The sequence below is a fragment of the Pseudomonas sp. GOM7 genome, assembly GCF_026723825.1.
Classification (GTDB): domain Bacteria; phylum Pseudomonadota; class Gammaproteobacteria; order Pseudomonadales; family Pseudomonadaceae; genus Aquipseudomonas.
Map to the genome: position 1 here is coordinate 4,489,908 of NZ_CP113519.1, position 23,265 is coordinate 4,513,172.

General features: G+C 64.6%; 23 protein-coding genes and 1 riboswitch. Of the genes, 14 read left to right on the forward strand and 9 right to left on the reverse strand.

What is annotated here, in order from left to right; translation table 11 throughout:
• Window positions 1–42: 42 nt before the first annotated feature.
• Window positions 43–1,599, reverse strand: coding sequence for an acetolactate synthase large subunit (locus OU800_RS19905; protein WP_268179073.1), 1,557 nt, complete (start codon window positions 1,597–1,599; stop codon window positions 43–45).
• A 382-nt stretch (window positions 1,600–1,981) separates the two neighbouring features.
• On the opposite strand from OU800_RS19905, the gene OU800_RS19910 reads away from it, so the two are divergent.
• The 5 genes from OU800_RS19910 (at window position 1,982) to OU800_RS19930 (ending at window position 4,849) form a co-directional block, all read left to right on the forward strand.
• Window positions 1,982–2,401, forward strand: a complete 420-nt coding sequence (locus OU800_RS19910; protein ID WP_268179074.1) for a polyribonucleotide nucleotidyltransferase — start codon at window positions 1,982–1,984, stop codon at window positions 2,399–2,401.
• 4 nt (window positions 2,402–2,405) lie between these two features.
• Window positions 2,406–3,287 carry a cation diffusion facilitator family transporter gene (locus OU800_RS19915; protein WP_268179075.1) on the forward strand — a complete coding sequence of 294 codons (882 nt, stop codon included), beginning with the start codon at window positions 2,406–2,408 and terminating at the stop codon, window positions 3,285–3,287.
• 327 nt (window positions 3,288–3,614) lie between these two features.
• Window positions 3,615–4,094 (forward strand): Lrp/AsnC family transcriptional regulator, encoded by a 480-nt coding sequence (locus OU800_RS19920; protein ID WP_268179076.1) that lies wholly within the window; start codon window positions 3,615–3,617, stop codon window positions 4,092–4,094.
• Window positions 4,095–4,184: 90 nt separating this feature from the next.
• Entirely contained in the window at window positions 4,185–4,403 is a 219-nt protein-coding gene (locus OU800_RS19925) for a DUF2788 domain-containing protein (RefSeq protein WP_268179077.1), read from the forward strand.
• 53 nt (window positions 4,404–4,456) lie between these two features.
• Window positions 4,457–4,849, forward strand: coding sequence for a globin (locus OU800_RS19930; RefSeq protein ID WP_268179078.1), 393 nt, complete (start codon window positions 4,457–4,459; stop codon window positions 4,847–4,849).
• Between the two features lie 147 nt (window positions 4,850–4,996).
• Here the strand turns inward: OU800_RS19930 and OU800_RS19935 are convergent, their stop codons facing one another.
• On the reverse strand, window positions 4,997–5,566 hold the full coding sequence (locus OU800_RS19935) for a pseudouridine synthase (RefSeq protein ID WP_268184386.1): 570 nt from the start codon (window positions 5,564–5,566) through the stop codon (window positions 4,997–4,999).
• A 174-nt stretch (window positions 5,567–5,740) separates the two neighbouring features.
• Between OU800_RS19935 and ahr the strand changes: the two genes are divergently transcribed.
• On the forward strand, window positions 5,741–6,772 hold the full coding sequence (gene ahr / locus OU800_RS19940) for an NADPH-dependent aldehyde reductase Ahr (RefSeq protein ID WP_268179079.1): 1,032 nt from the start codon (window positions 5,741–5,743) through the stop codon (window positions 6,770–6,772).
• 59 nt (window positions 6,773–6,831) lie between these two features.
• Window positions 6,832–7,278 (forward strand): acetyltransferase, encoded by a 447-nt coding sequence (locus OU800_RS19945; protein ID WP_268179080.1) that lies wholly within the window; start codon window positions 6,832–6,834, stop codon window positions 7,276–7,278.
• 22 nt (window positions 7,279–7,300) lie between these two features.
• Here the strand turns inward: OU800_RS19945 and OU800_RS19950 are convergent, their stop codons facing one another.
• On the reverse strand, window positions 7,301–8,644 hold the full coding sequence (locus tag OU800_RS19950; protein WP_268179081.1) for an aminotransferase-like domain-containing protein: 1,344 nt from the start codon (window positions 8,642–8,644) through the stop codon (window positions 7,301–7,303).
• Window positions 8,645–8,724: 80 nt separating this feature from the next.
• On the opposite strand from OU800_RS19950, the gene OU800_RS19955 reads away from it, so the two are divergent.
• Window positions 8,725–9,696, forward strand: a complete 972-nt coding sequence (locus tag OU800_RS19955; RefSeq protein ID WP_268179082.1) for a threonine dehydratase — start codon at window positions 8,725–8,727, stop codon at window positions 9,694–9,696.
• Window positions 9,697–9,800: 104 nt separating this feature from the next.
• Here the strand turns inward: OU800_RS19955 and amn are convergent, their stop codons facing one another.
• Entirely contained in the window at window positions 9,801–11,273 is a 1,473-nt protein-coding gene (gene amn, locus OU800_RS19960) for an AMP nucleosidase (RefSeq protein WP_268179083.1), read from the reverse strand.
• A 100-nt stretch (window positions 11,274–11,373) separates the two neighbouring features.
• A complete protein-coding gene (locus OU800_RS19965) occupies window positions 11,374–12,057 on the reverse strand; it encodes an energy-coupling factor ABC transporter permease (protein ID WP_268179084.1) in 684 nt (227 codons plus the stop codon).
• A gap of 39 nt (window positions 12,058–12,096) precedes the next feature.
• Window positions 12,097–12,300, reverse strand: a riboswitch (cobalamin riboswitch).
• Between the two features lie 323 nt (window positions 12,301–12,623).
• Here OU800_RS19965 and OU800_RS19970 point away from each other — a divergent pair.
• Window positions 12,624–13,367, forward strand: a complete 744-nt coding sequence (locus OU800_RS19970) for a carbonic anhydrase (protein WP_268179085.1) — start codon at window positions 12,624–12,626, stop codon at window positions 13,365–13,367.
• Between the two features lie 233 nt (window positions 13,368–13,600).
• Here the strand turns inward: OU800_RS19970 and OU800_RS19975 are convergent, their stop codons facing one another.
• The 3 genes from OU800_RS19975 to OU800_RS19985 all read right to left on the reverse strand — a co-directional run bounded on the left by OU800_RS19975 (window position 13,601) and on the right by OU800_RS19985 (window position 18,480).
• Window positions 13,601–15,250, reverse strand: a complete 1,650-nt coding sequence (locus OU800_RS19975; RefSeq protein ID WP_268179086.1) for an acyl-CoA dehydrogenase family protein — start codon at window positions 15,248–15,250, stop codon at window positions 13,601–13,603.
• A complete protein-coding gene (locus tag OU800_RS19980) occupies window positions 15,247–15,888 on the reverse strand; it encodes a TetR/AcrR family transcriptional regulator (RefSeq protein WP_268179087.1) in 642 nt (213 codons plus the stop codon). The genes OU800_RS19975 and OU800_RS19980 overlap by 4 nt, the downstream gene beginning before the upstream one ends.
• Window positions 15,889–16,086: 198 nt before the next feature.
• Window positions 16,087–18,480, reverse strand: coding sequence for a hybrid sensor histidine kinase/response regulator (locus tag OU800_RS19985; RefSeq protein WP_268179088.1), 2,394 nt, complete (start codon window positions 18,478–18,480; stop codon window positions 16,087–16,089).
• 197 nt (window positions 18,481–18,677) lie between these two features.
• Between OU800_RS19985 and OU800_RS19990 the strand changes: the two genes are divergently transcribed.
• The 5 genes from OU800_RS19990 to OU800_RS20010 all read left to right on the forward strand — a co-directional run bounded on the left by OU800_RS19990 (window position 18,678) and on the right by OU800_RS20010 (window position 22,694).
• Window positions 18,678–19,475 carry a bifunctional hydroxymethylpyrimidine kinase/phosphomethylpyrimidine kinase gene (locus OU800_RS19990; RefSeq protein ID WP_268179089.1) on the forward strand — a complete coding sequence of 266 codons (798 nt, stop codon included), beginning with the start codon at window positions 18,678–18,680 and terminating at the stop codon, window positions 19,473–19,475.
• Entirely contained in the window at window positions 19,472–20,095 is a 624-nt protein-coding gene (thiE, locus tag OU800_RS19995; protein WP_268179090.1) for a thiamine phosphate synthase, read from the forward strand. The genes OU800_RS19990 and thiE overlap by 4 nt, the downstream gene beginning before the upstream one ends.
• 22 nt (window positions 20,096–20,117) lie before the next feature.
• Entirely contained in the window at window positions 20,118–21,407 is a 1,290-nt protein-coding gene (gene hemL / locus OU800_RS20000) for a glutamate-1-semialdehyde 2,1-aminomutase (protein ID WP_268179091.1), read from the forward strand.
• Window positions 21,407–22,039: a DUF6962 family protein gene (locus OU800_RS20005; protein ID WP_268179092.1), complete on the forward strand. Its 633-nt coding sequence runs from the start codon at window positions 21,407–21,409 to the stop codon at window positions 22,037–22,039. Before hemL ends, OU800_RS20005 begins: the two co-directional genes overlap by 1 nt.
• Before the next feature lie 106 nt (window positions 22,040–22,145).
• Window positions 22,146–22,694 (forward strand): tetratricopeptide repeat protein, encoded by a 549-nt coding sequence (locus OU800_RS20010; RefSeq protein WP_268179093.1) that lies wholly within the window; start codon window positions 22,146–22,148, stop codon window positions 22,692–22,694.
• A 92-nt stretch (window positions 22,695–22,786) separates the two neighbouring features.
• On the opposite strand, the gene OU800_RS20015 is transcribed toward OU800_RS20010, so the two are convergent.
• A complete protein-coding gene (locus tag OU800_RS20015) occupies window positions 22,787–23,110 on the reverse strand; it encodes a DUF1820 family protein (protein ID WP_268179094.1) in 324 nt (107 codons plus the stop codon).
• Window positions 23,111–23,265 lie beyond the last annotated feature (155 nt).

Consider the following 23,265-nt stretch of genomic DNA (forward strand, 5'->3'; position numbering starts at 1 on the left):
TCGCGCCTCGTCAGACGGCACGCATGGCCTCGTACAGTGATTTCAGATCAACGCTTCAATCAGGCGCGGCCCACGAGCGTTCATCGCGGACTGGTACTGCTGGTTGAACTCTTCGGCGGTGGTAGCACGGCTCGCTTCCACACCCATGCCTTCGGCAAGCTTCACCCAGTTCATTTCCGGGTTGTGCAGGTCGAGCATCGACAGCGCCTTGCTGCCTGCGGCCTCAGCGCCAACACGTTGCAGTTCGATATTCAGAATGCTGTAGGAACGATTGGCGTAAATGACCACCGTGACATCCAGGTTCTCCCGCGCCATCGTCCACAACGCCTGCATGGAAAACGCTGCGCCACCATCGCCATGGGGGCATATGACCTTGCGATCCGGCGCGGCAACCGCCGCACCTATGGCGAGAGTGATACCCGAGCCGATCGCGCCACCGGTCAGGGGCAGATGAGTGAAGGGACGAGCCGCGGCCATGGCTGTATGCAGCGCCACCCCAGCCGTTGTGGACTCATCCGCGAATATCGCATTTTCAGGGGTGAATTCGGCTATCGCCTGAGCGACTGCCTGTGCAGTCAGTTGCCCGCTGGCAAGGCCTGGAAGATGGAAAGGGGTACGGCGAACGTCCTGTCTGGATGCGTTCAAGGCTTCTGAAAGACCCTCGAGTGCGCCAACACTGTCCTCGTGAGGGAGCGTCAGATAGCTGATGGAACACTGGTCGGGGGTGCACCAGCTCGACTTTCCTGGATAGGCAAAGAATGAAACCGGCGGCTTGGTTCCTACCAGGATGAGTTGCTCGACATCGGCCAGCGACTCGACGATTTTTTCCGCCAGATACGGAACACGTTCCACCGTGACCCGACCCGCACCGAGCTCCATATGAGGAGAGAAGGTATCGCACAACAGCCGTGCGCCCGTTGCCGCCTGGATCCGCCCGGCTGCCTCCAGGCCGTCACCATGGAGAGCAGCTCCGCGCATGAGAAGTGCAGTCTTCTTGCCGTTACGTAGCAGCGCAGCCACGTGCTCGACAACAGAAGAGGAAACCGCTGCAGGGCTGATGTCCGGCAACAAGCCTGCCGCGTGGTCGGCTTCATTCCAGGCCGTGTCGGCCGGAAGGATCAAGGTTGCCACACCACCTGGCGCGGAGCGTGCTGCCTGCACGGCTCGCGCGGTATCACCCGCTACTGTTTTCGCGCTACGAGACTCATGAATCCAGGCGGATACCGGCCGGGCAAACCCCACGATATCGGATGTGAGCAGTGCATCGTACTGCAGATGGTAGGTGGCATGATCACCCACGATGTTCACGATAGGTGTATTGGCACGCCGGGCGTTGTGCAGATTGGCCAGGCCGTTGGCAAGGCCGGGCCCCAGGTGAAGCAACGTTGCGGCCGGCTTCCCGGCAATGCGCCCGTACCCATCCGCAGCCCCCGTAACGATCCCCTCGAAGAGACATAGAATGCTGCGCATCTCTGGCACGGAATCCAGAGCCGCGACGAAATGCATTTCTGAAGTTCCTGGGTTTCCAAAACAAACATCGACATCGCAATTGACTAACGTCTGTAAAAGGGATCTGGCACCGTTCATTTTTGTTTTCATGCAAACACCGTCATGGAAGGGAGTTCAGGCGTCGCAGTCCCAATCAAGGCAATGATCTAAAGGCTCCGTCACGCCTTGGCTCGAGCATGCGATTGCACGCCACCGGTAAGGCCTTCAGCTATGCGAAAGAATCACATCGGCTCAAGAATCCTGACTTTAGTCAGGTTAAGGCGAAGAATGCTTTGCCCGCAAGAGGCAATCGCCCTATCCGCCATTGCCTGCGGCGCCACGCGATAACGGCGAACCGCCAGCGTGCTGGCCGGTCTGAGAAGTACCGGTAAAGCCGGCACGATGAAGCCCCCTGGCTCAGCCGAGCCGGCCCGAACAACGGTTTTGCAATGTCGAACTGCTATAGTTGCGCCACTTTTTCCTGGAGGTGCTCATGCGCACGAAATCCCGTGTCATCGCTGGCGTCGTCGCCGCAACCCTGCTCGCTCAACTCAGTGCCTGCGGCACGATCTTCTACCCGGATCGTCGCGGCCAGATCGAGGGCAAGATCGACCCGCTGATCGCCGGTGCCAACGCCATCGGCATCCTCTTCTACGTGATTCCCGGCCTGATCGCCTTCGCCGTGGACTTCGCCACCGGCGCCATCTACCTGCCGGAAGGCAAGACCGCCCAGGTCGATCCACAGCAACTCAAGCAGGTCATCGGGGCCGATGGCCAGGTCGACCAACTGGCGCTCAAGCAACTGATCGAGAACAGCACCGGCCAGCAACTGCCGCTTGACGACCCGCGTCTGATCCAGCACAGCGGCAGCAGCCAGCAACTGGCCGCCTACGGCCTGCGTCCGGCCGCCTGAGATCATGCACAACCCGCAGCATGCCAGGCTGATGCGCCTGGCCACCCGGGCAGCGCTGGCGGTGGCGCTGACCCTGGTGCTGGCTAAAGCCATCGCCTGGTGGCTGAGTGGTTCGGTGAGCCTGCTGGCGGGGCTCACCGACTCGCTGCTCGATAGCGCCGCTTCGCTGATCAACCTGATCGCCGTGCACTTCGCCCTGCGCCCGGCAGACGACGATCACCGCTACGGCCATGGCAAGGCCGAAGCGCTGGCCGGTCTCGGCCAGGCGCTGTTCATCGGCGTCAGCGCCATCCTCATCGGCCTGCAGGGCGTCGAGCGTCTGCAATCGCCACAGACACTGGCTGCCGAAGGCGCCGGTATCGCCGTGATGCTGCTGTCACTGGCCCTGACCGTCGCCTTGCTGATCTTCCAGCGCAAGGTGGTACGCGAAACCGGCTCCACGGCCATCCATGCCGACTCCCTGCACTACCGCTCCGACATCATGCTCAACAGCAGCATTCTGCTTGCCCTGCTGCTGACCCGCTTAGGCTGGCAGCAAATGGATGCGCTCTTCGCCATCGGCATAGCCTTCTACATCTTCTGGAGCGCCATCAGCATCGTGCGCGGCGCCATCGCCGTGCTGATGGATGAAGAACTCCCCAGCGAAACCTCCCGGCACATGTACACGCTGGCCACAGCCGTACCCGGCGTACTGGGTGCCCATGACCTGCGCACGCGTATCTCCGGCACGCGCTGGTTCGTCCAGTTGCACCTGGAACTGCCCGGCGAGATGAGCCTGTCCGAGGCCCACGCGCACTGCGAAGCGGTGGAAGCAGCGATCCGCCAGAACTACCCGCAGGCCGAAGTGCTGGTGCATGCCGACCCGCCCGAAGTAGTCCACCACTGAGCCGCCGAATCGCACGCATTAAAAAGGGGCCTTGCGGCCCCCTCGGGAAATCTGTCCGGTGCTGGCAATGGTGTCGCCGCTTTCGTCGCCTGCCTGGTTGGGCAGTGCGGGCCCGGGTGCCGGTGCGATCCGGTGGGATCGTCGGCGCCGGCTCGCCTGGTTGGGCGAGGCCGGTAGGACTTTTCGTCCGGGCCGTGAAACTGAGAGAAAGCTTACGCCTGCTGCGCCGAGAGAAGATTGCGAATATTGCTTACAAACTTACCGATTGCGCAACCAATCACCAAAGGAGCACTATCTAGCGCAATCAAATAATGAGCCACTGAAAAAATGGACAAACTCGACCGTTACGACCTGAACATTCTTGCCGAATTGCAGCGCAACGCTGCGCTGTCCAATCAGGAGCTGGCCGAACGCATCGGCCTGTCGCCCTCGCCCTGCTCGCGGCGGGTCAAGCAACTGGAAGACGACGGCTATATCATCGGCCAGGTGGCCCTGCTCGATCGCAAGAAGCTCGGCCTGAGCCTGACCGCCTACGTGCTGATTGGCATGGATCGCCACACTCCCGAGCGCTTCGAGCACTTTCAGGATGAGATTCGCAAATGCCCCGAAGTGCTGGAATGCTGCCTGGTCACCGGAATGGACGCCGACTACCAACTCAAGGTGGTGGTGCCGGACATGGATCATTACCAGAAGCTGCTGCTGGGTACGCTGACGCGGATCGACGGGGTTTCCAGTGTGCGTTCGAGCTTCGTGCTGCAGCAGATTCTCTCCAGCACGCAGTTGCCCTTGCAGCACCTACGCGACTGAAAGTCGCAGGGTGAAACCGATCATGCCGCGCACCAGGTCAGGGCGCGTATAATTTTCGCCCTGCGCTTTCCCTGCGAATAACGAGGCACCATGGAAACCGAACAATTTGAAGCCCTGATGATGTACGTCCTGGTGGGCGGGCTGATCCTGTTCATGTTCTTCATCATCTGGGATCTGGCGAAGAAGTCCAAGGCCGGTCGCCTGGGTACCGCTATCCTGTTTCTCGGCCTGGGGCTATGCTTGTTCGCATTCCTGGCCAAGCCCATCATCACCTACATCATCGAGGTCACCCGCGGCATTCACGGCTGAACCTCACCCGGAAACCCAGGCTGCCTGCCACTCGTCATTCACAAGGAACCTCAATGACCGCCGCCGATCGTGTGATGCAAAGCTATGGCCGCTGCTGCGCCAGCCCGGATTTCTTCGATGCTTTCTACCGCCACTTCCTCGCCAGCTCGCCGCTGATCCGCGAGAAATTCGTCGATACCGACATGACTGCGCAGAAGCAATTGCTACGTCAGGGCATCCTCAATCTGGTGATGCACGCCCGCGGCATGCCTGACACCAAGCTGCGTGCCCTCGGCGAATCGCACTCGCGCCAGCGTCTGGACATTCGCCCCGAACTCTACGACCTGTGGCTCGACGCGCTGCTGCTGACCATCAGCGAGCACGACAAGGAGTACGATGCCAACGTGGGCCAGGCCTGGCGTGAAGTGCTGAACAAAGGTATCGCCGTGATCAAGGCCGGTTATTGATCCAGGTCATTTGTGCCAGGGCCGCCACCTGCGACAAATCGCCCGCGTCCCTGAGCGCGCTGCCAAATTAGGTGCGCACGGCACACCCGACCCACCCCGTAGGGTGCGCCATGCGCACCAAGGCCTCTGCTCTCGGCCACGCCATCCTCACGGGAGCAGCGCCGGCACCTCACGCCACTGCCCAGGCTGCAGGCCATCGAGCCGCCAGGGGCCAATGGCCACGCGCACCAGGCGCAGGGTGGGCAAACCCACCGCAGCGGTCATGCGCCGCACCTGGCGGTTGCGCCCCTCACGGATCACCAGCTCCAGCCAGGCCGTCGGCACGCTCTTGCGAAAGCGCACCGGCGGGTTGCGCTGCCACAGCTCGGGCTCATCCAGGCGCCGCGCCTCGGCCGGCAGGGTCGGGCCGTCATTGAGCGTCACGCCATCACGTAGCTGCTGCAGTTGTTCCTCGCTCGGCTCCCCCTCCACCTGCACCCAGTAGGTCTTTGGCAACTTGTGCTTGGGGTCGGCGATGCGTGACTGCAAACGGCCGTCGTTGGTCAGCAGCAGCAGGCCTTCGCTGTCTCGATCCAGACGCCCGGCCGGATAGACGCCAGGTACTTCGACGAAATCCTTGAGGGTGGCACGTCCCTGATCGTCATTGAACTGGGTGAGCACATCGAACGGCTTGTTGAGGATCAACAGGCGCGGCTGTGCAGGTGGCGCCTTGGCCACGCGACGAGGGGCAACGGGGCGGCGACTGGAGAGGGAACGAGGGCGCGACATGCAACGAACTTCGGTCAGACAGGGCTACGCAGTGTAACTCACGATAAACGCCGCTGATGGTGCTTCCCTGATCGACAATGGCAGCTAAGCTGCTGATTCACCCTCTGCATGCAGGAGCCACCGATGAGCAATAGCGCCGAACTCGCCACCTTCACCGGCTGGGCCGCCACCACGCCCAAGGCGCCACTGGAGCGCCTGAGCTATGACCCTGGCCCGCTCGGCGCCGAAGAAGTCGAGGTCGCGGTGGAGTACTGCGGCATCTGCCATTCCGACCAGTCGATGATCGACAACGAATGGGGCAATGCACGCTACCCCTTCATCCCCGGCCATGAGGTGGTCGGCACCATCGTCCGCCTCGGCGAGCAGGCGCGCGGCCTCAAGCTGGGCCAGCGGGTCGGCATCGGCTGGTACAAGGGTAGCTGCATGCATTGCGGCTCGTGCATGGAAGGCTCACACCAGTTGTGCCGCTCGGTGAAGCCGACCATCGTTGGCAGCCACGGCGGTTTCGCCGACCGCCTGCGCTCGCACTGGGCCTGGGCCGTGCCACTGCCCGATGGCCTCGACCCAGCGCTGGTCGGCCCGCTGTTCTGTGCTGGCTCGACAGTGTTCAGCCCGCTGCTGGAATTCGACATCAAGCCCACCGACCGCGTCGGCGTGGTCGGCATCGGCGGCCTCGGCCATCTGGCGCTGCGCTTTCTCAACGCCTGGGGCTGCGAGGTGACCGCCTTCACCTCGTCGCTGAACAAGCAGGATGAAGCCAAGCGCCTGGGTGCGCACAAGGTGGTGGCTTCCACCGACAGCGCGGCGCTGAAGGCCATTGCCGGTACCCTGGATTTCCTCCTGGTCACTGCCAGTGCCGACCTCGACTGGCCAGCGCTGATTGGCACCCTGCGCGGCAAGGGCCGGCTGCACTTCGTCGGCATCGTGCCCAGCGCCATCCCGGTGCATGTGTTCAATCTGATCCCGCAGCAGAAGAGCCTCTCCGGCTCGCCGGTGGGCTCGCCGAAAACCATGGCCACCATGCTCGAGTTCTGCGCGCGGCACCAGATCCTCCCGCAGGTCGAGCAGTTCCCCATGAGCCAGGTGAACGCGGCCATCGACCATCTGCGCAGCGGCAAGGCGCGCTACCGCGTGGTGCTGGACGCCAGCAAATGACAGCACGGGCGCAGAGCTGGCACGCTCTGCGCCCTGCTTTGCTCAAGATAACTGCCATCATGCCGCTGATTCTCGACACCCCTACCGACGCCGAACTGCCCACCCTGGTAGAAATCTGGGAGGCCGCCGTGCGCGCCACCCATCACTTCCTGCCGGAAAGCGACCTGCAGGTGATCAAGCCGTTGCTGCGCGGGCAGTATTTCCCGGCCGTGCAATTGACCTACGCACGCGATGAGTCGGGTCGGATACTGGGCTTTCTCGGCACCAGCGAAGGCATGGTGGAAATGCTCTTCGTCGACCCGGCCTGCCACGGCCAGGGCGTGGGCAAGCGACTGATGCGCCATGCCATCGACGAGCTGGGCGCCACCCGCGTCGACGTCAACGAACAGAACCCGCAGGCCGTGGGTTTCTACCAGTATCTGGGCTTCGTCGTGACCGACCGCTCACGCCTGGATGGCGGCGGTAGGCCCTTTCCCATCCTGCATATGCAACTCGCAGGATCGTAACCCCCCCCGAAAACACGCCCACCTATCCCAGCGGCCAGGCCGCTACTATCCCCTCCAACGCCTGCTTGAGTTCGACCCGGCTGGCTGCCGCCGCGAGGCTGACACGCACCGCGTGCCCCGGATTGGCCTCCACCGCGAACACCTCGGCCGGTACCACTTCCACGCCATGCTGCCGGCAGGCCTCGGCCAAACCGGCCGGCGGCGTGCCATCGAGCCACAGATGCGGTGCCACCGCCCTGCCCTGCGGCATGCGCGGCCCGAGCACGCGCGCGGCCAGGCGCCAGCGCTGCTGCAGCTCGTCGATCTGCCAGGCCAGGCGCTGTTCGGCGATGCCGCTTTCGATCCACTCACAGGCCAGCGCCAGGCTCAGCGGCGTGACCGCCCAACGCGTGGCCTGGGCCTCGGGATCGATACGTTCGAGCAGCTCCGGCGCCCCCGCGATAAAACCCAGACGCAAGCCCGGCGCAACGCTCTTGGACAGACTGCTGATCAGCAGGCAGCGCTCCGGCGCCTGCACGGCCAGCGGCGCCTCGTTGCCCAGTACGCCGTAGACGTCATCCTCGACGATCCACAGCCCGCGCCGCCGTGCCACCTCAGCAATGGCCGCGCGGCGTTCGGCATCCAGGCTGGCGCCCGTAGGGTTCTGCAGACAGGGTGTAAGCACCGCGACACGGGCTCCGGTGGCACGCGCCAGGCGGTCGAGGTCATCGGGCAGGATGCCGCGTGCGTCCATCGCCACGCCGTGCAACGGCAGGCGCAACTGACGCGCGGCGGCCTTGATTCCCGGCGCCGTGTAGCGCTCCACCAGAATCGGCTCGCCAGCTTCGCACAGCGCCAACAGCGCCGCCGACACCCCCTGCTGGGCACCGGCGCAGAGCAGCAGGCCGCCTGGTGCCAGCTCCAGTCCACGGCGGCGCAGCCAGGTGGCGCCGGCCAGATGCGCACGCTCGACCAGCGCTGCTGACGGGTAAGCCTGCAACGCCTCCAGTTCGCCCCGTTCAGCCAGCGCAGCAAGGCTGGCGGAAAGATCGTGGTTGTCCGGATCATGCACCGGCACGTTGGTGGACAGGTCGATGACCTCGCCCTGCGCGGCCGGTTGCTTGAGGCGAAACAGGCTCGCCTCACGGCTGCCGGCCAGCACGTAGGTGCCACGCCCGACCTCACCGGAAACCAGGTGCCGGCGCGCCGCCTCGCGATAGGCGAGCATCACCGTGCTCGGGTTGATGCCCAGCGTCCAGGCCAGGCGGCGCTGCGGCGGCAGGCGTTCGCCAGGCTTGAGTTCGCCACGGCCGATAGCGGCGGCGATGGCCTCGACCAGTGCCAGGTAAGTGGGTAAGGAGCTGTCTTGCAGATCAGGAAGCCACATTGCTTGCCATGCAATATAAAGATTTACCCATACAATGCGCCGCACTAGCATCCGGGTCAACGCCACCCGGAGCACCCGCCATGTTCGACCTCGCCCAACTGCGCCAGAGCGCCCAACTGGTTCACCGCCATATGGCCCCCACGCCACAGCTAAGTTGGCCGTTGCTGTGCGAGCGCACCGGTTGCGAGCTATGGGTCAAGCACGAGAACCACGCCCCGACTGCCGCCTTTAAGGTTCGCGGCGGGCTGGTCTATATCGACGCCCTGCTGCGCCGCGAGCCGCAGGTGCGTGGCCTGATCACCGCCACCCGTGGCAACCATGGCCAGAGCCTGGCATTGGCGGCACGCGCAGCCGGTCTGGCGATTCGCATTCTGGTGCCGCACGGCAACGCCCGCGAGAAGAACGCGGCAATGCGCGCGCTCGGTGCGGAGGTGATCGAACATGGCCGCGACTTCGACGAAGCCCGCGCCGAGGCCGCGCGCCTGGCCGAACGCGACGGCCTGCATTGGGTGCCGTCATTGCATGAGGATCTGGTGCGCGGCGTGGCCACCTATGCCCTGGAGCTGCTGGAAGCCGTGCCCAATCTGCGCCGGGTCTATGTGCCCATCGGCCTCGGCTCGGGCATCTGCGCGATGATCCGCACCCGCGACCTGCTCGGCCTCGACACCGAGATCGTTGGCGTGGTCGCCAGCGGCGCCGATGCCTATGCACGCAGCTTCGAGCAAGGTCGCCTAGTGCAGACCGAACGCGCCGAGACCCTGGCCGACGGCATGGCCTGCCGCCAGCCGCAACAACTGACGCTGGACATGCTCCGCGCCGGCGCCGCACGCATCGTGCGAGTCGATGATGAGGAAATTCGCGCCGCCATCCGCGCCTACCACGAAGACACCCACAACCTCGCCGAAGGTGCCGGCGCTGCCGCCCTCGCCGCCATGATGCAGGAGCGCGAAGCCAACGCCGGCCAGCGCGTGGCCGTGGTGCTCAGCGGCGCCAATATCGACCGCCAGGCCCTGGCCGAACTGCTGCGCGACGAAACCCCGGCAGCAGCCTGAGCTACGCCTACCAGCGGTGGCTGAATGTGTAGGGTGCGCTGTGCGCACCACTGGCAAACAGCAACCTGCTGACCCCGTTCAAGCCTTCACCACTGGATTGCCCATCAGCGGAACGGCGGCTCGTCGAAGCTGCGCAGCTTGCGCGAATGCAACGAATTGAGCTGGCTGCGCATCAGCTCCAGCGCGGCGATGCCGATATGCAGGTGCTGGGTCACCGCGCGCTCGTAGAAGGCGCCGGCCGCGCCGGGCAGCTTGATCTCGCTGTGCAGGGGTTTGTCCGACACGCACAGCAGCGTGCCGTAGGGCACCCGCAGGCGATAGCCCTGGGCGGCGATGGTGCCGCTCTCCATGTCCACCGCCACCGCCCGCGACAGGTTGATCAATGGCCGTTCCTGCGCCCAGCGCAGTTCCCAGTTGCGGTCGTCGTAGGTCAGCACGGTGCCGGTACGCAGGCGCTTCTTCAGATCGTCGCCCTGTTCGCCGGTGACCAGCTTGGCGGCCTCCTGCAACGCCTGCTGCACCTCGGCCAGCGCCGGCAGCGGGATATTCGGCGGCAGCACGCGGTCGAGAATGCCATCGCGGCGCATATAGGCGTGGGCCAGCACGTAGTCACCGATGGTCTGCGACTGACGCAGGCCGCCGCAGTGGCCGATCATCAGCCAGCAGTGCGGGCGCAGCACGGCCAGGTGGTCGGTGATGTTCTTGGCGTTGGACGGGCCAACGCCGATATTGACCAGGGTGATGCCGTGGCCGTCGGCGGCCTGCAGGTGATAGGCCGGCATCTGGTAACGATGCCAGACCACGTTCTCGATGATCGCCTGCATCTCGCCTTCGGCCATGCCGCGCTCGACCACCACGTTGCCCGGTAGCACCATGCGGGTGAAACGCGAGTCGCCCTGCAGCATGTCCAGGCCATGGCGGATGAACTGGTCGACGTAGCGGTGGTAGTTGGTCAGCAGAATCCACGGCTGCACATGACGCCAGTCGCTGCCGGTGTAGTGCTGGATGCGCTTGAGCGAGAAGTCGGTGCGTGCCGCGTCGAACAGCGCCAGCGGCAGCGGGTCGATGTTCTCCCAGTCGTACAGGCCATCGGCGGTGCCGTCGGTGGCAGCAGACAGATCGGTGCTGGGGAATACCCGCGCCAGTTCGGCGGCGGTCACGCCACTGCCGGCCAGCTCGTCACCGCCCTCCACTACGTAGGGATAGGGGATATTCTGCTGGCTGCGGCCGACCTCGACGCGCAGGGTGAAGTCGTTCATCAGCGGGCGCAGTTGCTCCAGCAGGTATTTGCGGAAGGCCGCCGGCTGGGTCACGGTGATGGCGTAGATGCCCGGCACCTGAATCTTGGCATAGGCGCGCACGGTGGTCGGCACCTCGCCCTGACACAGGTAGGCCAGGCGCAATTCGGGATAACGGAACAGGCAGTGCTCGTCGGCATCCGGGCGCACGCGCGCCTTGAGATAGCGCTTGAGGGCCTGGCTCAGAGCGCCGGTAGCTTCCTCATACAACGCGGCCAGGCGGTCGACCGCCTCTTCGGGGGTGTGAACAACGACGAAATCATCGGAACAGACTTTCACGTGGGCGTATTCCTGACTGAACGAACGCCCCTATCTTGCCTGCAACCTCGCGGCAAAACATAGCGCGGCGACCGAAGAATTCGGCCGCCGCGCCCCCTCATCAGGCCGCCGCCTGATGCAAACGCACGTTGAACAGCGGCCCCTGGCTGAAACGCGCCAGCGCCTTGGCCCCGGCCAGCACACCCAGGTCGATCAATGGCTCGACCAGGATCACGCTCATATAGGCCAGGCCGAAGCTGCCCACGGCTGCCAGGTTGTCGCTGGTGAAGCCGTGGCCGTAGAAGGCCCAGAAGCCGACCCAGGCGACGATGCCACCCTGATAGGCAGTCGACAGTGCCAGCGCCTGCTTGTAGGAAAGGTCGACATAGGCGGTGCCTGGCGCAACGATGCGCTTGGCCAGCACGCTGATGGCCCACAGCGGCACCAGCAGGGTGGTGACATTCATGCCGTACTGCGGCAGATCGAACGGGGCGAACAGCAGGCCCTGCAACAGCAGCCCAGCGGCCAGGCCTATGGCGGTGGCACCCGCACCGAACAGCAACAGCAGGGTGGAGCCGAGGATCAGGTGCACCTCGGAAACGCCCACGGGATGGTGCGGCAACACCTCGAAGAAGCAGAACACCAACGCGGTGGTCAGCAGGCTGCGCAGGGCCAGGGCAGCCGCCCCGCCATTGTCGCGAATGGCATCGCGCGCCAGTTTGGCCGTCAGGCCGAAAGCGCCGACTGCCGTTGCGTAACTGAGGAAGATCTTGGCGCCTTCGACGACGCCCGGTTCGATATGCATGCAAGTTCCTTGGCCGCGCCCACCGCGCGACGAGTTGGAGGATCGATGGGTTCGATGGCAGGTCTCCTGGCTCACGGCTTGGTACTCCGCCCGCCTTCCCGACCGCAGTCAGTGGCATGAAGGGCATCGTTCGCCGTTTACAGTTGCGGGGGCAGCCAGGGCATTGGCGAGATTCGCCGCACCCTGTTCCCTTTTCATCCACACGCGCCGGGGCACGGAGGAACCATCGCTGGCAACCTTACTCCGCAGCTTGGGCAAAAGACAGTACTCGCGTTCAAGGCACCGCCCACCTCAGCCCTGTGCGATGTGCTTCTTCGGCAATCCGAGCTTTCCCCCATACGCCTGCTAGCTACGCGAGGCTCCGAGATGCTCCCGTTGCCAAAACGCCTAGCACCTGAACGGATACTGTCTTGAACGCAGCCGAAGCTGCCGCGGATAAGCGCTGCGTCACACCACGCCCATGCGGATGTAACTTTTTATTACAAGCCATGCGTAGTATTTCCGAACTCGCACCGGCTACGGGCCACGCGGGCCTTTAGAACCCTCATCCAGTAACGAGAGCGCACATGAAGAAGACCCTGATCGTTGCGTTAACAGCTCTGTTCACAACCGGCGCCATGGCAACCGAACAGCAACCGCACTGGAGCTACAAAGGCAAGGAAGGCCCCGAACACTGGGCACAATTGGATCCAGGCTACGAAACCTGCGCGCTCGGCCATGCGCAATCGCCGATCGACATCAGCCATGCAACCCGCGCATCGCTGCCTCGCATTGCCTTCGACTACCAGGCCAGCCCAGCCGAAGTGGTGAATAATGGTCACACCGTGCAGGTGAATCTGAGCAATGCTGGCGGCATCGAGATCGACGGCAAACCCTACCGCCTGGTGCAATTTCATTTCCACACCCCCAGCGAAGAGCACATCGCAGGCAAGGGCTTCCCGATGGTGGCGCACTTCGTTCACCAGTCTACCGATGGTCATTTGGCGGTCGTGGCTGTGCTGTTCAAGGAAGGGGCGAAAAACCAGGCACTGGACTCAGTGTTCAAGGCCATGCCGGACAAGGCAGGGGAAAAAGTCGAGTTGGCAAGCAACTTCGCGCCACAAACCGTACTCCCGCAGCAACAGGGCTACTACGCCTTCGCCGGCTCGCTGACCACCCCGCCATGCAGTGAAGACGTGCAATGGCGCGTACTTAAACAGCCAGTCGAGCTGTCCCACGAACAACTGGCGCAGTTCCAGCACCTGTACGCGAAGAACGCCCGCCCGATCCAGGCGCTCAATGGGCGAGCCGTCCTGGAGAGCGAAGACTGAAACGCTCTGATGCACCGGCTGAATGACCGGTGCATCGCATCATCGCGGACTTGACCTGAGCCCCTGGCTACTTCGGCGTGAGAAACACGCCTCCACGCTCCGGGTTGAGCATTACCTGATTGGTTCAACCTCGCTCACGCGGGGAACACACTTAGCGTAATCAACTGTTCCGAAAGGGAAAAATCAGCCGCTAAAAATCTACCAACTTTTCCCTGTTAAAGAGCGCTCCGGCATCAAAGCAGATGCGGCGTGCTACGCGCCAGCAGCGCCTCGACATCGACACCACGCGGCAAGGTGCCGTAGACACGGCCACGGCCTTCCAGGCGGCTGGCGATAAAGGCATCGCTCACCACGCTGTTGCCGGCCTCCAGCAGCAGTTTGGCCTGCAATGCCACAGCCATGTCTTCGGTGAGCTGGCGGGCGCGATACTGGATGTCGGCGGTGTCGGCGAAGTCGGCTTTCAGGCGCTGGATATGGGCCTTGAGGCGGGCATCGCCATGACCGTCGCCCAGTTCGGCGAACAAGGCATCGAGCACGCCGGGCTCCTTGGACAGCGCACGCAGCACGTCCAGGCATTGCACGTTACCCGAGCCTTCCCAGATGGAGTTGACCGGCGCCTCGCGGTACAGGCGCGGCATGATGGTTTCCTCGACGTAACCGGCGCCGCCCATGCATTCGCTGGCTTCATAGATCATTTCCGGCGCGCGCTTGCAGATCCAGTACTTGCCCACGGCGGTGACCAGGCGGGCGAACTTGTCTTCCTGTTCGTCATGCAGGTGATCGAGCGCGCGGCCCATGCGCATGCACAGCGCCAGCGCGGCTTCGCTTTCCAGCGCCAGGTCAGCGAGCACGTTCTGCATCAGCGGCTGGTCGGCCAGCCGCTTGCCGCCCACCTGGCGGTGTGCGCAGTGGTGCGCGGCCTGGGTCAACGCCTGGCGCATCAGGCCACTGGAGCCAACCATGCAGTCAAAGCGGGTCATGGCCACCATTTCGATGATGGTGGGTACGCCACGCCCTTCCTCGCCGAGCATCCAGGCGAATGCACCGCGATATTCCACTTCGCTGGAGGCATTGGCCCAGTTGCCCAGCTTGTTCTTCAGACGCTGGATGTAGAAGGCGTTGCGCGTGCCGTCCGGGCGGTGACGCGGCAGCAGGAAGCAGGAGAGGCCCTTGTCGGTGTAGGCCAGGGTGAGGAAGGCATCGCACATCGGCGCCGAGCAGAACCATTTGTGCCCGACCAGTTCGTAGCCCTGCCCCGGCCCACCGATGCCGATGGGATAGGCGCGGGTGGTGTTGGCGCGCACGTCGGTGCCGCCCTGTTTCTCGGTCATGGCCATACCGATGGTGACCCCGGCTTTCTGCTCCATCGGCAGGTTACGCGGGTCGTACTCGGTGGCCAGGATCTTCGGCAGCCACTGCTCAGCCACGTTGGGCTGCAGGCGGATGGCCGGCACGGCGGCGAAGGTCATGGTCAGCGGGCAGCCACTGGCCGCCTCGGCCTGGCTGTGCATGTAGGTGAGGCCGGCGCGTACGACATGGGCGCCAGCACGCGGGTCGATCCAGGGCAGCGAAGGCAGGCCATGCTCGATGGCCGTGCGCATCAGTTCGTGATAGGCCGGGTGGAATTCCACCAGGTCGATGCGGTTGCCGTAGCGATCATGGCTCTTGAACTGCGGCTTGTTTTCGTTGGCGAGAAAGCCTGCCTGCATCAGGGAACCACCGGCGAGGGCGCCATAGGCAACAAGGCGCTCGTCCGCCCAGGCGCCGCCATAGCGGCGCACCCACTCCTGCAGCGGCAGGTCGAGGCGATAGAGATTGGCACCATCCAGGCTAGGCACCTGGTTGAACACCTCGTGGGTTTCGGCGAGCAGGCTGGGTTTCATCGCATGGTCTCCTTGGCGCCAACGGCGCGCAGGCAGAAGGTGGCAAGGCTGGCGCTGACCTGGGCCAGTTCCAGGGTGGGATATCCGGCTTCACGGGCAGCGCGCGCCGGCGGGGAAAGCGGCCCGACCAACGCCTCGGCGATGGCGCCGACCAGGCAGGCCGCCACCAGGCCGATCTGCTCGACCTGAAACTCGCCGCTGCGCGCACCTTCCTCGAGCAGGTCGATGAACAGTTCGGCGTAGGCCTCACGGTAGAGCAGGCGTTGCTCGTCGACCTGGGTATCCACCGGCTCGGCGATCAGCGCGAAGGCCAGGCGCCGGCTATGCCAGGCGCGGGCGGCGAATTTTTCCAGGCCCAGGCACAAGCGCTGAGCGGCACTCCCTGGCCCGCGTAGATCCGCGGCCAGGGCATCCACCTCACGCTGACTGGCCACGGCAAAGACCTCGGCAGCCAGTTCGCCCTTGCTGCGAAAGTGCCGGTACAGGCTGCCGGTGGCGATGCCAACGTCCTCGGCCAGGGCCTGCATGGTCAGGGCGGCGAAACCGCCTTCCGCCACCCGCAGCAGGGCGCAGTCGAGTATGCGCGCGCGCAGGGCTTGGTCACGGTCGAGTTGAGCTTCGCTGAGGCGGTAGGCCATGGTCTGAATCCTCGTTCACTGGCTTGAGTGAATCAGGATTCAGACCTTGGCTAAAGAGGCGTTTCGGCCAAACAGGCGGACGAACCAGGCATTGGGGTGCTGTTTGTAGGAGCCAGCTTGCTGGCGATCATCGCGCCACCGACGAAGAGCATCGCCGGCAAGCCGGCTCCTACAGGAAGGGGAGTTTGGACGCAGGGGTCAGGCGTTCGCCGGGGCGCGGCACAGCACCCAGTCATGCAGCAGCACGCGCAACTCGTCGAACTTCACCGGCTTGGCCAGGTAGTCGCTCATGCCGGCCGCCAGGCAGCGTTCGCGGTCGCCGCTGTGGCTATGGGCAGTGATCGCCAACACCGGCACCTCAGCACAGCCTGGCAGCGTGCGCAACGCGCGGCAGGTAGCGAAGCCATCCATGATCGGCATTTGGCAGTCCAGCAGTACGGCATCCACCCGTTCGTTGCGCAGTAGTTCCAGGGCATCGGCGCCGTTGTCGGCAGTGCGCACGCGGTAGCCGAGCTTGAGCAGCATGCCGCGCGTCACCAACTGGTTGATGGCATTGTCCTCGACTACCAGTACCGTGCATTGCTGTGGCGTGCGCACGGCCTTGCCCACCGGGCCACGCGCCGGGCGCGGTACGCTGCCAGCCACCTGCTGCGGCTGCGTCAGTGGCACCTCGACGAGAAAGCGACTGCCCTGTCCTGGCACGGAATGATGCTCCAGGCTGCCGCCGAGCAGATCCACCAGTTGCCTGCACAATGCCAGGCCGATGCCGAGGCCGCCGTACTTGCGCGTCATGGAACCATCGATCTGGCGGAAGCGCTGGTAGAGCATGTCCTGGTCAGGGTCGAAACCAATGCCGGTGTCGCTGACCTGAACCCTGAGCGGCACGCTGTCGCCCGCCCGTCCAGCGGCCATGACCTGCAGGCGAACCTCACCTTCATGGGTGAACTTAATGGCATTGTCCAGCAGGTAACCCAGGGCCTGGGCCAGCTTGTCGGCGTCGCCTTCGACAACGTCCGGCAGGCTGTCGTCGAGGCTCAGATGGAACACCAGGCCTTTGTCTTCGGCCCGGGGGGCGTACTGCGCGCGCAGGTCATCGAACAGGCTACGCAGGCTGAAGACCTGCCGCCGTGGGTAGAGCTTGCCGGCCTGCAGCTCGGTGAGCGCGAGGATGTCGTTGACCATGCGCATCATGTCGCGCGCCGAGGCGGCAGCGGTCTTCTGGTACTGCTCCAGCTCGACATCCATCTTCACCGTCTGCATCAGCTCCAGCGAGCCGATCACACCGTTCATCGGCGTGCGCAGCTCATGGGTGACGGTGGCGAGGAACTCGTCCTTGAAGCGGTTGCTGTCGGCCAGTTCCTGGTTCAGCGCTTCGAGTTTGTGGCTGGCATCCTGGAGGATCCGCGCACGCTCTTCCTTCATCGCGTTGATACGGTCGGCCAACGCCAACGACAACAGACCGACCTCGATGGCCGAACCGATCTGGCTGGCGTACATGGTGAGGAATACGTTGGGCAGATAACCCAGCACCATCAGTGTGTTGATCGCGCCACCGGCTAGGAAGGCCGTCCAGGCGAAGATGAAGTAACGCGCCACGCGCATGCCGCGCAGCCAGGCCAGGATGCCGGCGGCGAAGATCAGCACGGTGAAACACAGCGCCAGGTAGGTGGCCAGGCGCAGCGCCGTGGCGTAGCTGATGGTCAGTGCCAGCACCATCACCGTCGCACCACAGGCCATCAGCAACATCAGCCCGCGGTCGACCCAGGGGCTGTGCTCGGCGGTGTGCAGGAAGCTGCGGGCGAACTGGCAGCCGAACAAGGACGCCGAACCGATCAAAAAGGGCGTGGCGGCATTGGCCCACCAGGGGCTGTTGGGCCAGAAGTACTCGATGCCGGCACCGTTGACCGACACCTGATACAGGCCGAACGAAGCGATGTAGAGGATGTAGTAGAGGTAGCTGGTGTCACGCACGCTGAGGTAGATGAACAGGTTGTACACCAGCATCACCAGCAGCACGCCGTAGATGATGCCGAGCACGTAGATGCGCCCTGGCTGGTCTTCCAGATAAGCGTTGGGTGCCCACAGGGTCAGCGGCGCCTGGATCGACCCCTGGCTCTCCAGACGCAGGTACAGGCGCTTGGGCTCACCGGGGTGCAACAGCAGCTCGAACAGGTAGTTGTTCTGGCGGAGCTGGCGACTGTCGAATGGCAGGGCATCGCCCGTGCGCTGGGTCAGATGGAAACGTCCGCCACCTTCCTGCTCGTAGAGCTCCACATGGTCGAGAGGCGGGTAGGCCAGCTCCAGCAACCAGGAACGCGGGCCGCTCGACTGCTGCGGCCGATACTCCAGATCCAGGCGCAACCAGAACACCGAGCGCGAGTAACCGGCATTGAGCACGGACTGGTCATGCTGGATGAAGCTGCGCTCCAGCGCCGGCGAGACGATATCGTCGATGCTGGCGTCGCCGCGCACGTCCTCGAACACATAGATGCTCTGCCCCAGCGGCAGCGCGCGCATCTGCTCGTCGAAGGTGGCTGCAGCGACGAACGAAGAAAGAACCAGGCTCAACACGAGCAGGAACAGGCGACCCATACGACCCCACGAAGCCTGTCGAGCGCCAGCGGGAGTGCGTGACTCCACCGCCCGAATCGCTGCGCCAGGGAAACTTGATAAACGAAACGCACTACTCTAGGGGCTGCCTGGGCACTTGGCCAGATTCGCCCCACTTTTCTGCCGGACAGCGTCACAGGAGCGGCCCGTAACAACGGTTAGTGATAAGCTCGCGCACCATGAAAACGCCAAACTTTCGCCCCGTAGTGCTGTGCATGTCCGGTCACGACCCCAGCGGTGGTGCTGGCCTGCAGGCCGATATCGAAGCCCTGCTCGCCCAGGGCTGCCACGCTGCCCCGGCAGTGACCGCGCTGACCGTGCAGGACACGGTCAATGTCAGTGATTTTCGCGTACTCGACCGCGGCTGGGTACTGGCCCAGACCCGTGCCGTGATCGCCGACATGCCGGTGGCCGCCGTCAAGCTGGGCATGCTCGGCTCGGTGGACATGGTCGACACCGTGCTCGAAGTGATGAGCCAATTGCCAGGCGTGCCGCTGGTCTGCGACCCGGTACTGCGCGCCGGCGGCGGCGGCGCGCTGGGCAAGGACGACGTCGGCTATGCCATGCGCGAACGCCTGTTCGCCGTCTCCACCATCGCCACGCCGAACCTGCCGGAAGCGCGCATCCTCGCCGAACTGCCGCAAGGCAGCGCGGATGAATGCGCCGAAAAGCTGTTGCCCTTTATCGAGCACCTGCTGATCACTGGCGGCCACGGCGACGAAGCCGAGGTGCACAACCGCCTCTATAGCCGCGATGGCAGCCGTCATACCTTCACCTGCGCGCGCCTGCCCGGTAGCTACCATGGCTCCGGTTGCACCCTGGCCAGCACCCTGGCCGGTCGCCTGGCCCTGGGCGAAGAACTGGTCAGCGCCGTGAACAGTGCCCTGGATTACACTTGGCGCACCCTGCGCGATGCCGAGCAACCCGGCCACGGCCAGTACGTGCCACGCCGCCTGCCTTTGGATTTCGGTGCATGAATCTTCGCGGCCTCTACGCCATTACCGATACGCCTTTGCTGGCCGGCGGCAAGCTGCTGCCCTACGCCGAAGCGGCGCTGAGCGGCGGCGCGCGTCTGCTGCAGTACCGCGACAAGTCCGCCGATGCCGTGCGCCGTTTCGATGAAGCCCAGGCCCTGGCCGAGCTGTGCCAGCGCCACGACGCCACGCTGATCATCAACGACGACCTGGAACTGGCCGCGCGCCTGGGCGTCGGCCTGCACCTGGGCCAGAGCGACGGCTCGCTGGCCGCCGCCCGCGCCCACCTCGGCGCAGATGTGGTGCTCGGCGGCACCTGCCATGCCCAGCTAGAGCTGGCCGAACGTGCCGTCGTCGAAGGCGCCAGCTATATCGCCTTCGGCCGCTTCTTCAATTCCCACACCAAGCCCGGCGCACCGGCTGCCACCCTGGAGCTGCTGGATCAGGCCCGCGCACGCTTTACCCAGCCCATCGTTGCCATCGGCGGCGTGACCCTGGACACCGCCCCTGGCCTGATCGCCCACGGCGCCAGCCTGGTCGCGGTGATCCACGCCCTGTTCGCTGCGGACTCCGCCCTTGAGGTGGAAGACCGCGCCCGCGCCTTCGCCGCGCTGTTCGATTGACCTTTTGCAGAGAGAACCTGTCATGTCCCGTTCCGAAATCCTCTTCGCCAACGCCCAGAAGCACATCCCCGGCGGCGTCAACTCACCGGTGCGCGCCTTCCGCAGCGTCGGTGGCACGCCGCTGTTCTTCAAGCACGCCGAAGGCGCCTATGTGGTGGACGAAGACGACAAGCGCTACGTCGATTACGTCGGCTCCTGGGGCCCGATGATCCTCGGCCACAGCCACCCGGACGTGCTCGACTCGGTGCGCCGGCAACTGGAGCATGGCCTGTCCTACGGCGCGCCGACCGCGCTGGAAACCGAGATGGCCGAGCTGGTGTGCTCGCTGGTGCCGTCGATGGAGATGGTGCGCATGGTCAGCTCCGGCACCGAGGCGACCATGAGCGCCATCCGCCTGGCCCGTGGCTACACCGGCCGCGACAGCATCATCAAGTTCGAGGGCTGCTACCACGGTCACTCCGACAGCCTGCTGGTCAAGGCCGGCTCTGGCGCCCTGACCCAGGGCGTGCCGAACTCCGCTGGCGTGCCGGCGGCCTTCGCCAAGCACACCCTGACCCTGCCGTTCAACGACATCGACGCCGTGGCCGAATGCCTGACGCAGGTCGGTAAGGAAGTGGCGTGCATCATCGTCGAGCCGGTGGCCGGCAACATGAACTGCGTGCCGCCGGCGCCGGGCTTCCTCGAAGGCCTGCGCGAGCAGTGCGACAAGCATGGTGTGGTGCTGATCTTCGACGAAGTGATGACCGGCTTCCGCATCGCCCTCGGTGGTGCCCAGGCGCACTACGGCGTCACCCCGGATCTGACCACCTTCGGCAAGATCATCGGTGGCGGCATGCCGGTCGGCTGCTTCGGCGGCAAGCGCATGATCATGGAGTGCATCGCCCCGCTCGGCCCGGTGTACCAGGCCGGCACCCTGTCGGGTAACCCGCTGGCCATGGCCGCTGGCCTGACCACCCTCAAGCTGATCAGCCGTCCTGGCTTCCACGCCGAGCTGAGCGACTACACCACACGCATGCTCGATGGCCTGCAACAACGCGCCGATGCCGCCGGCATTCCCTTCGTCACCACCCAGGCCGGTGCCATGTTCGGCCTGTACTTTAGCGGCGCCGACGACATCGTCACCTTCGCCGACGTGATGGCCAGCGACAGCGCGCGCTTCAACCGCTTCTTCCACCTGATGCTGGACGGCGGCGTATACCTGGCACCGAGCGCCTTCGAGGCCGGTTTCACCTCCATCACCCATGGCGACAAGGAGTTGGAAATCACCTTCGCCGCTGCCGAGCGCGCCTTCGCCGAGCTGAAAAAAGCCTGATGCAGTACAGCACCGCCTTCAGCGATGCCTTGCTGGCCCTGGCTTGCGCCACCTGCGCCTGGCTGATTGCTCGGGCACGCAGGCGGCATGGCGAGGGCGATCAGCCGGCGCTGTTCTGCGCCCTGCTCGGTTTCCTGCTGCCGGCGGCAGCGGCCAGTGTCGGCGTGATTCGCTACGGCTTCGACCCGAGCTGGCAGGCCGCGCACCTGTGGCTCTCCCAGGCCAGCGCCTTTCTCGGCCTGCCGCTGCTCGGCGCCGCCGCCTTGGCACTGGGCCGTGGCTGGGCCTGGAGCCGGCCGAACTGGGGGCGCATCGTCCTCGGGCTGTGCGCCTTCTTCGAGCTGTTCCGCCAGTTCGGCCATCTGGAGGACTATCGCCTGGCGCTGCATCTGGCGACGCTGGCGCTGATCCTCTATGCCGGTGCGCTGCAGTGGCCACGCCGTCCCCCCGCGATTACTGCAGCCGCCGTGGTGGGCCTGTTGCTGCTGGCTGGCCTGGCGGTGGGCAGCGAGGGCGTGATCGGGCCACTGCGCCGTGTCGACCTGTTCCACCTGCTGCTTGCAGCGGCTTACCCCTTGCTGGCCTGGCTACTGCTGAGCCTGCCGGGGAGCGCCCGCAACCCGGTGCGGTAAAGGCTTTGTAACAAGCGCGCGGTTTATTCCATAATGCATCGGTCGGCACGTATCGCGCCGGCCGGGCCCGTAACCCGCCCCGAACCGCTGAGGCACCGTTATTCAGATGACTCGCACCGGCCGCAGCCTGTCCATGGGCTGCCTGTTGCTTTTCCTCCCGCTGTTTGCGTTCGCAGGCGGCAACTCACTGCTGATCCCGGCGACCGGCAGTTGTGCCCTGAGCGGCCCAGCCGAAGACATGCCCGAAGCCCTTGCCAGTTGCCAGGAGATGGCGCGCAGCGGCAACGTTCAGGCCGCCTTTGATCTGGGCGAGTACTACTACGACGGCAAGCGCACCCCGCGCGACCTCAAGCAGGCGCTGAGCTGGTTCGAGCGCGCCTCGCTGCAGGGCCATGCCGAAGCGCAACTGCGCCTGGGCACCATGTTCTTCCGTGGCGAAGGCGTACCAGCCAACAACGTGCAGGCTTACATCGTGTTGAAGATGGCCTCGGTCAACGGCTCGGACGAAGCCATGGACACCGCCGACCTGGTGTCGGCGCAGATGCGTCGAGACGAACTGGAAATCGCCACCCAGGTGCTGGGGCAGATCTTCCGCAGCTACCTGCTGGAATTGCAGACCGCCGAAAGCCGCTCACCTTTCGCGCCCTTGCCCTGAAAGAGCAGCCGCAAGCTGCAAGCCTCAAGCAGCAAGTAAAAGCCAAGACATGCACCTAGCCAGCTTGAAGCTTATGGCTTGCAGCTTGTCGCTTACTTGTCCGGCATCGGCATGGGGAACGGCATCACGTTGCCGCCGCCCTTGGCCTCGCTGATCTTCGCCGTGCCCAGGCGCTCCACCTCGTCGATACGGATGATCGCGTGCATCGGCACGAAGCTGCGCACCACGCCCTCGAACTGCGCCTTGAGCTTCTCCTCGCTGGGGTCGACCACCAGTTGGCTGCGCTCACCGAAGACGAACTCCTCCACCTCCAGAAAGCCCCAAAGATCGCTCTGGTAGATCTGCTTGGCATACATCTCGTACACCTGGCTCTGGTTGAGGAAAATCACCTTGTAGATGGGATCACGCTTGCTCATGAAGACTCGAAGTCAGGAAAAACGGGGCGCGAAGAATAGCACAAGGTCGGAAGCTGCAAGCTGCAAGACGGATGGCCGCCCCCTGCAAACTGCAAGCAAGCGTAGCCCGGATGCAATCCGGGAATGAACGGCGCAAGCCCCCGGATTGCATCCGG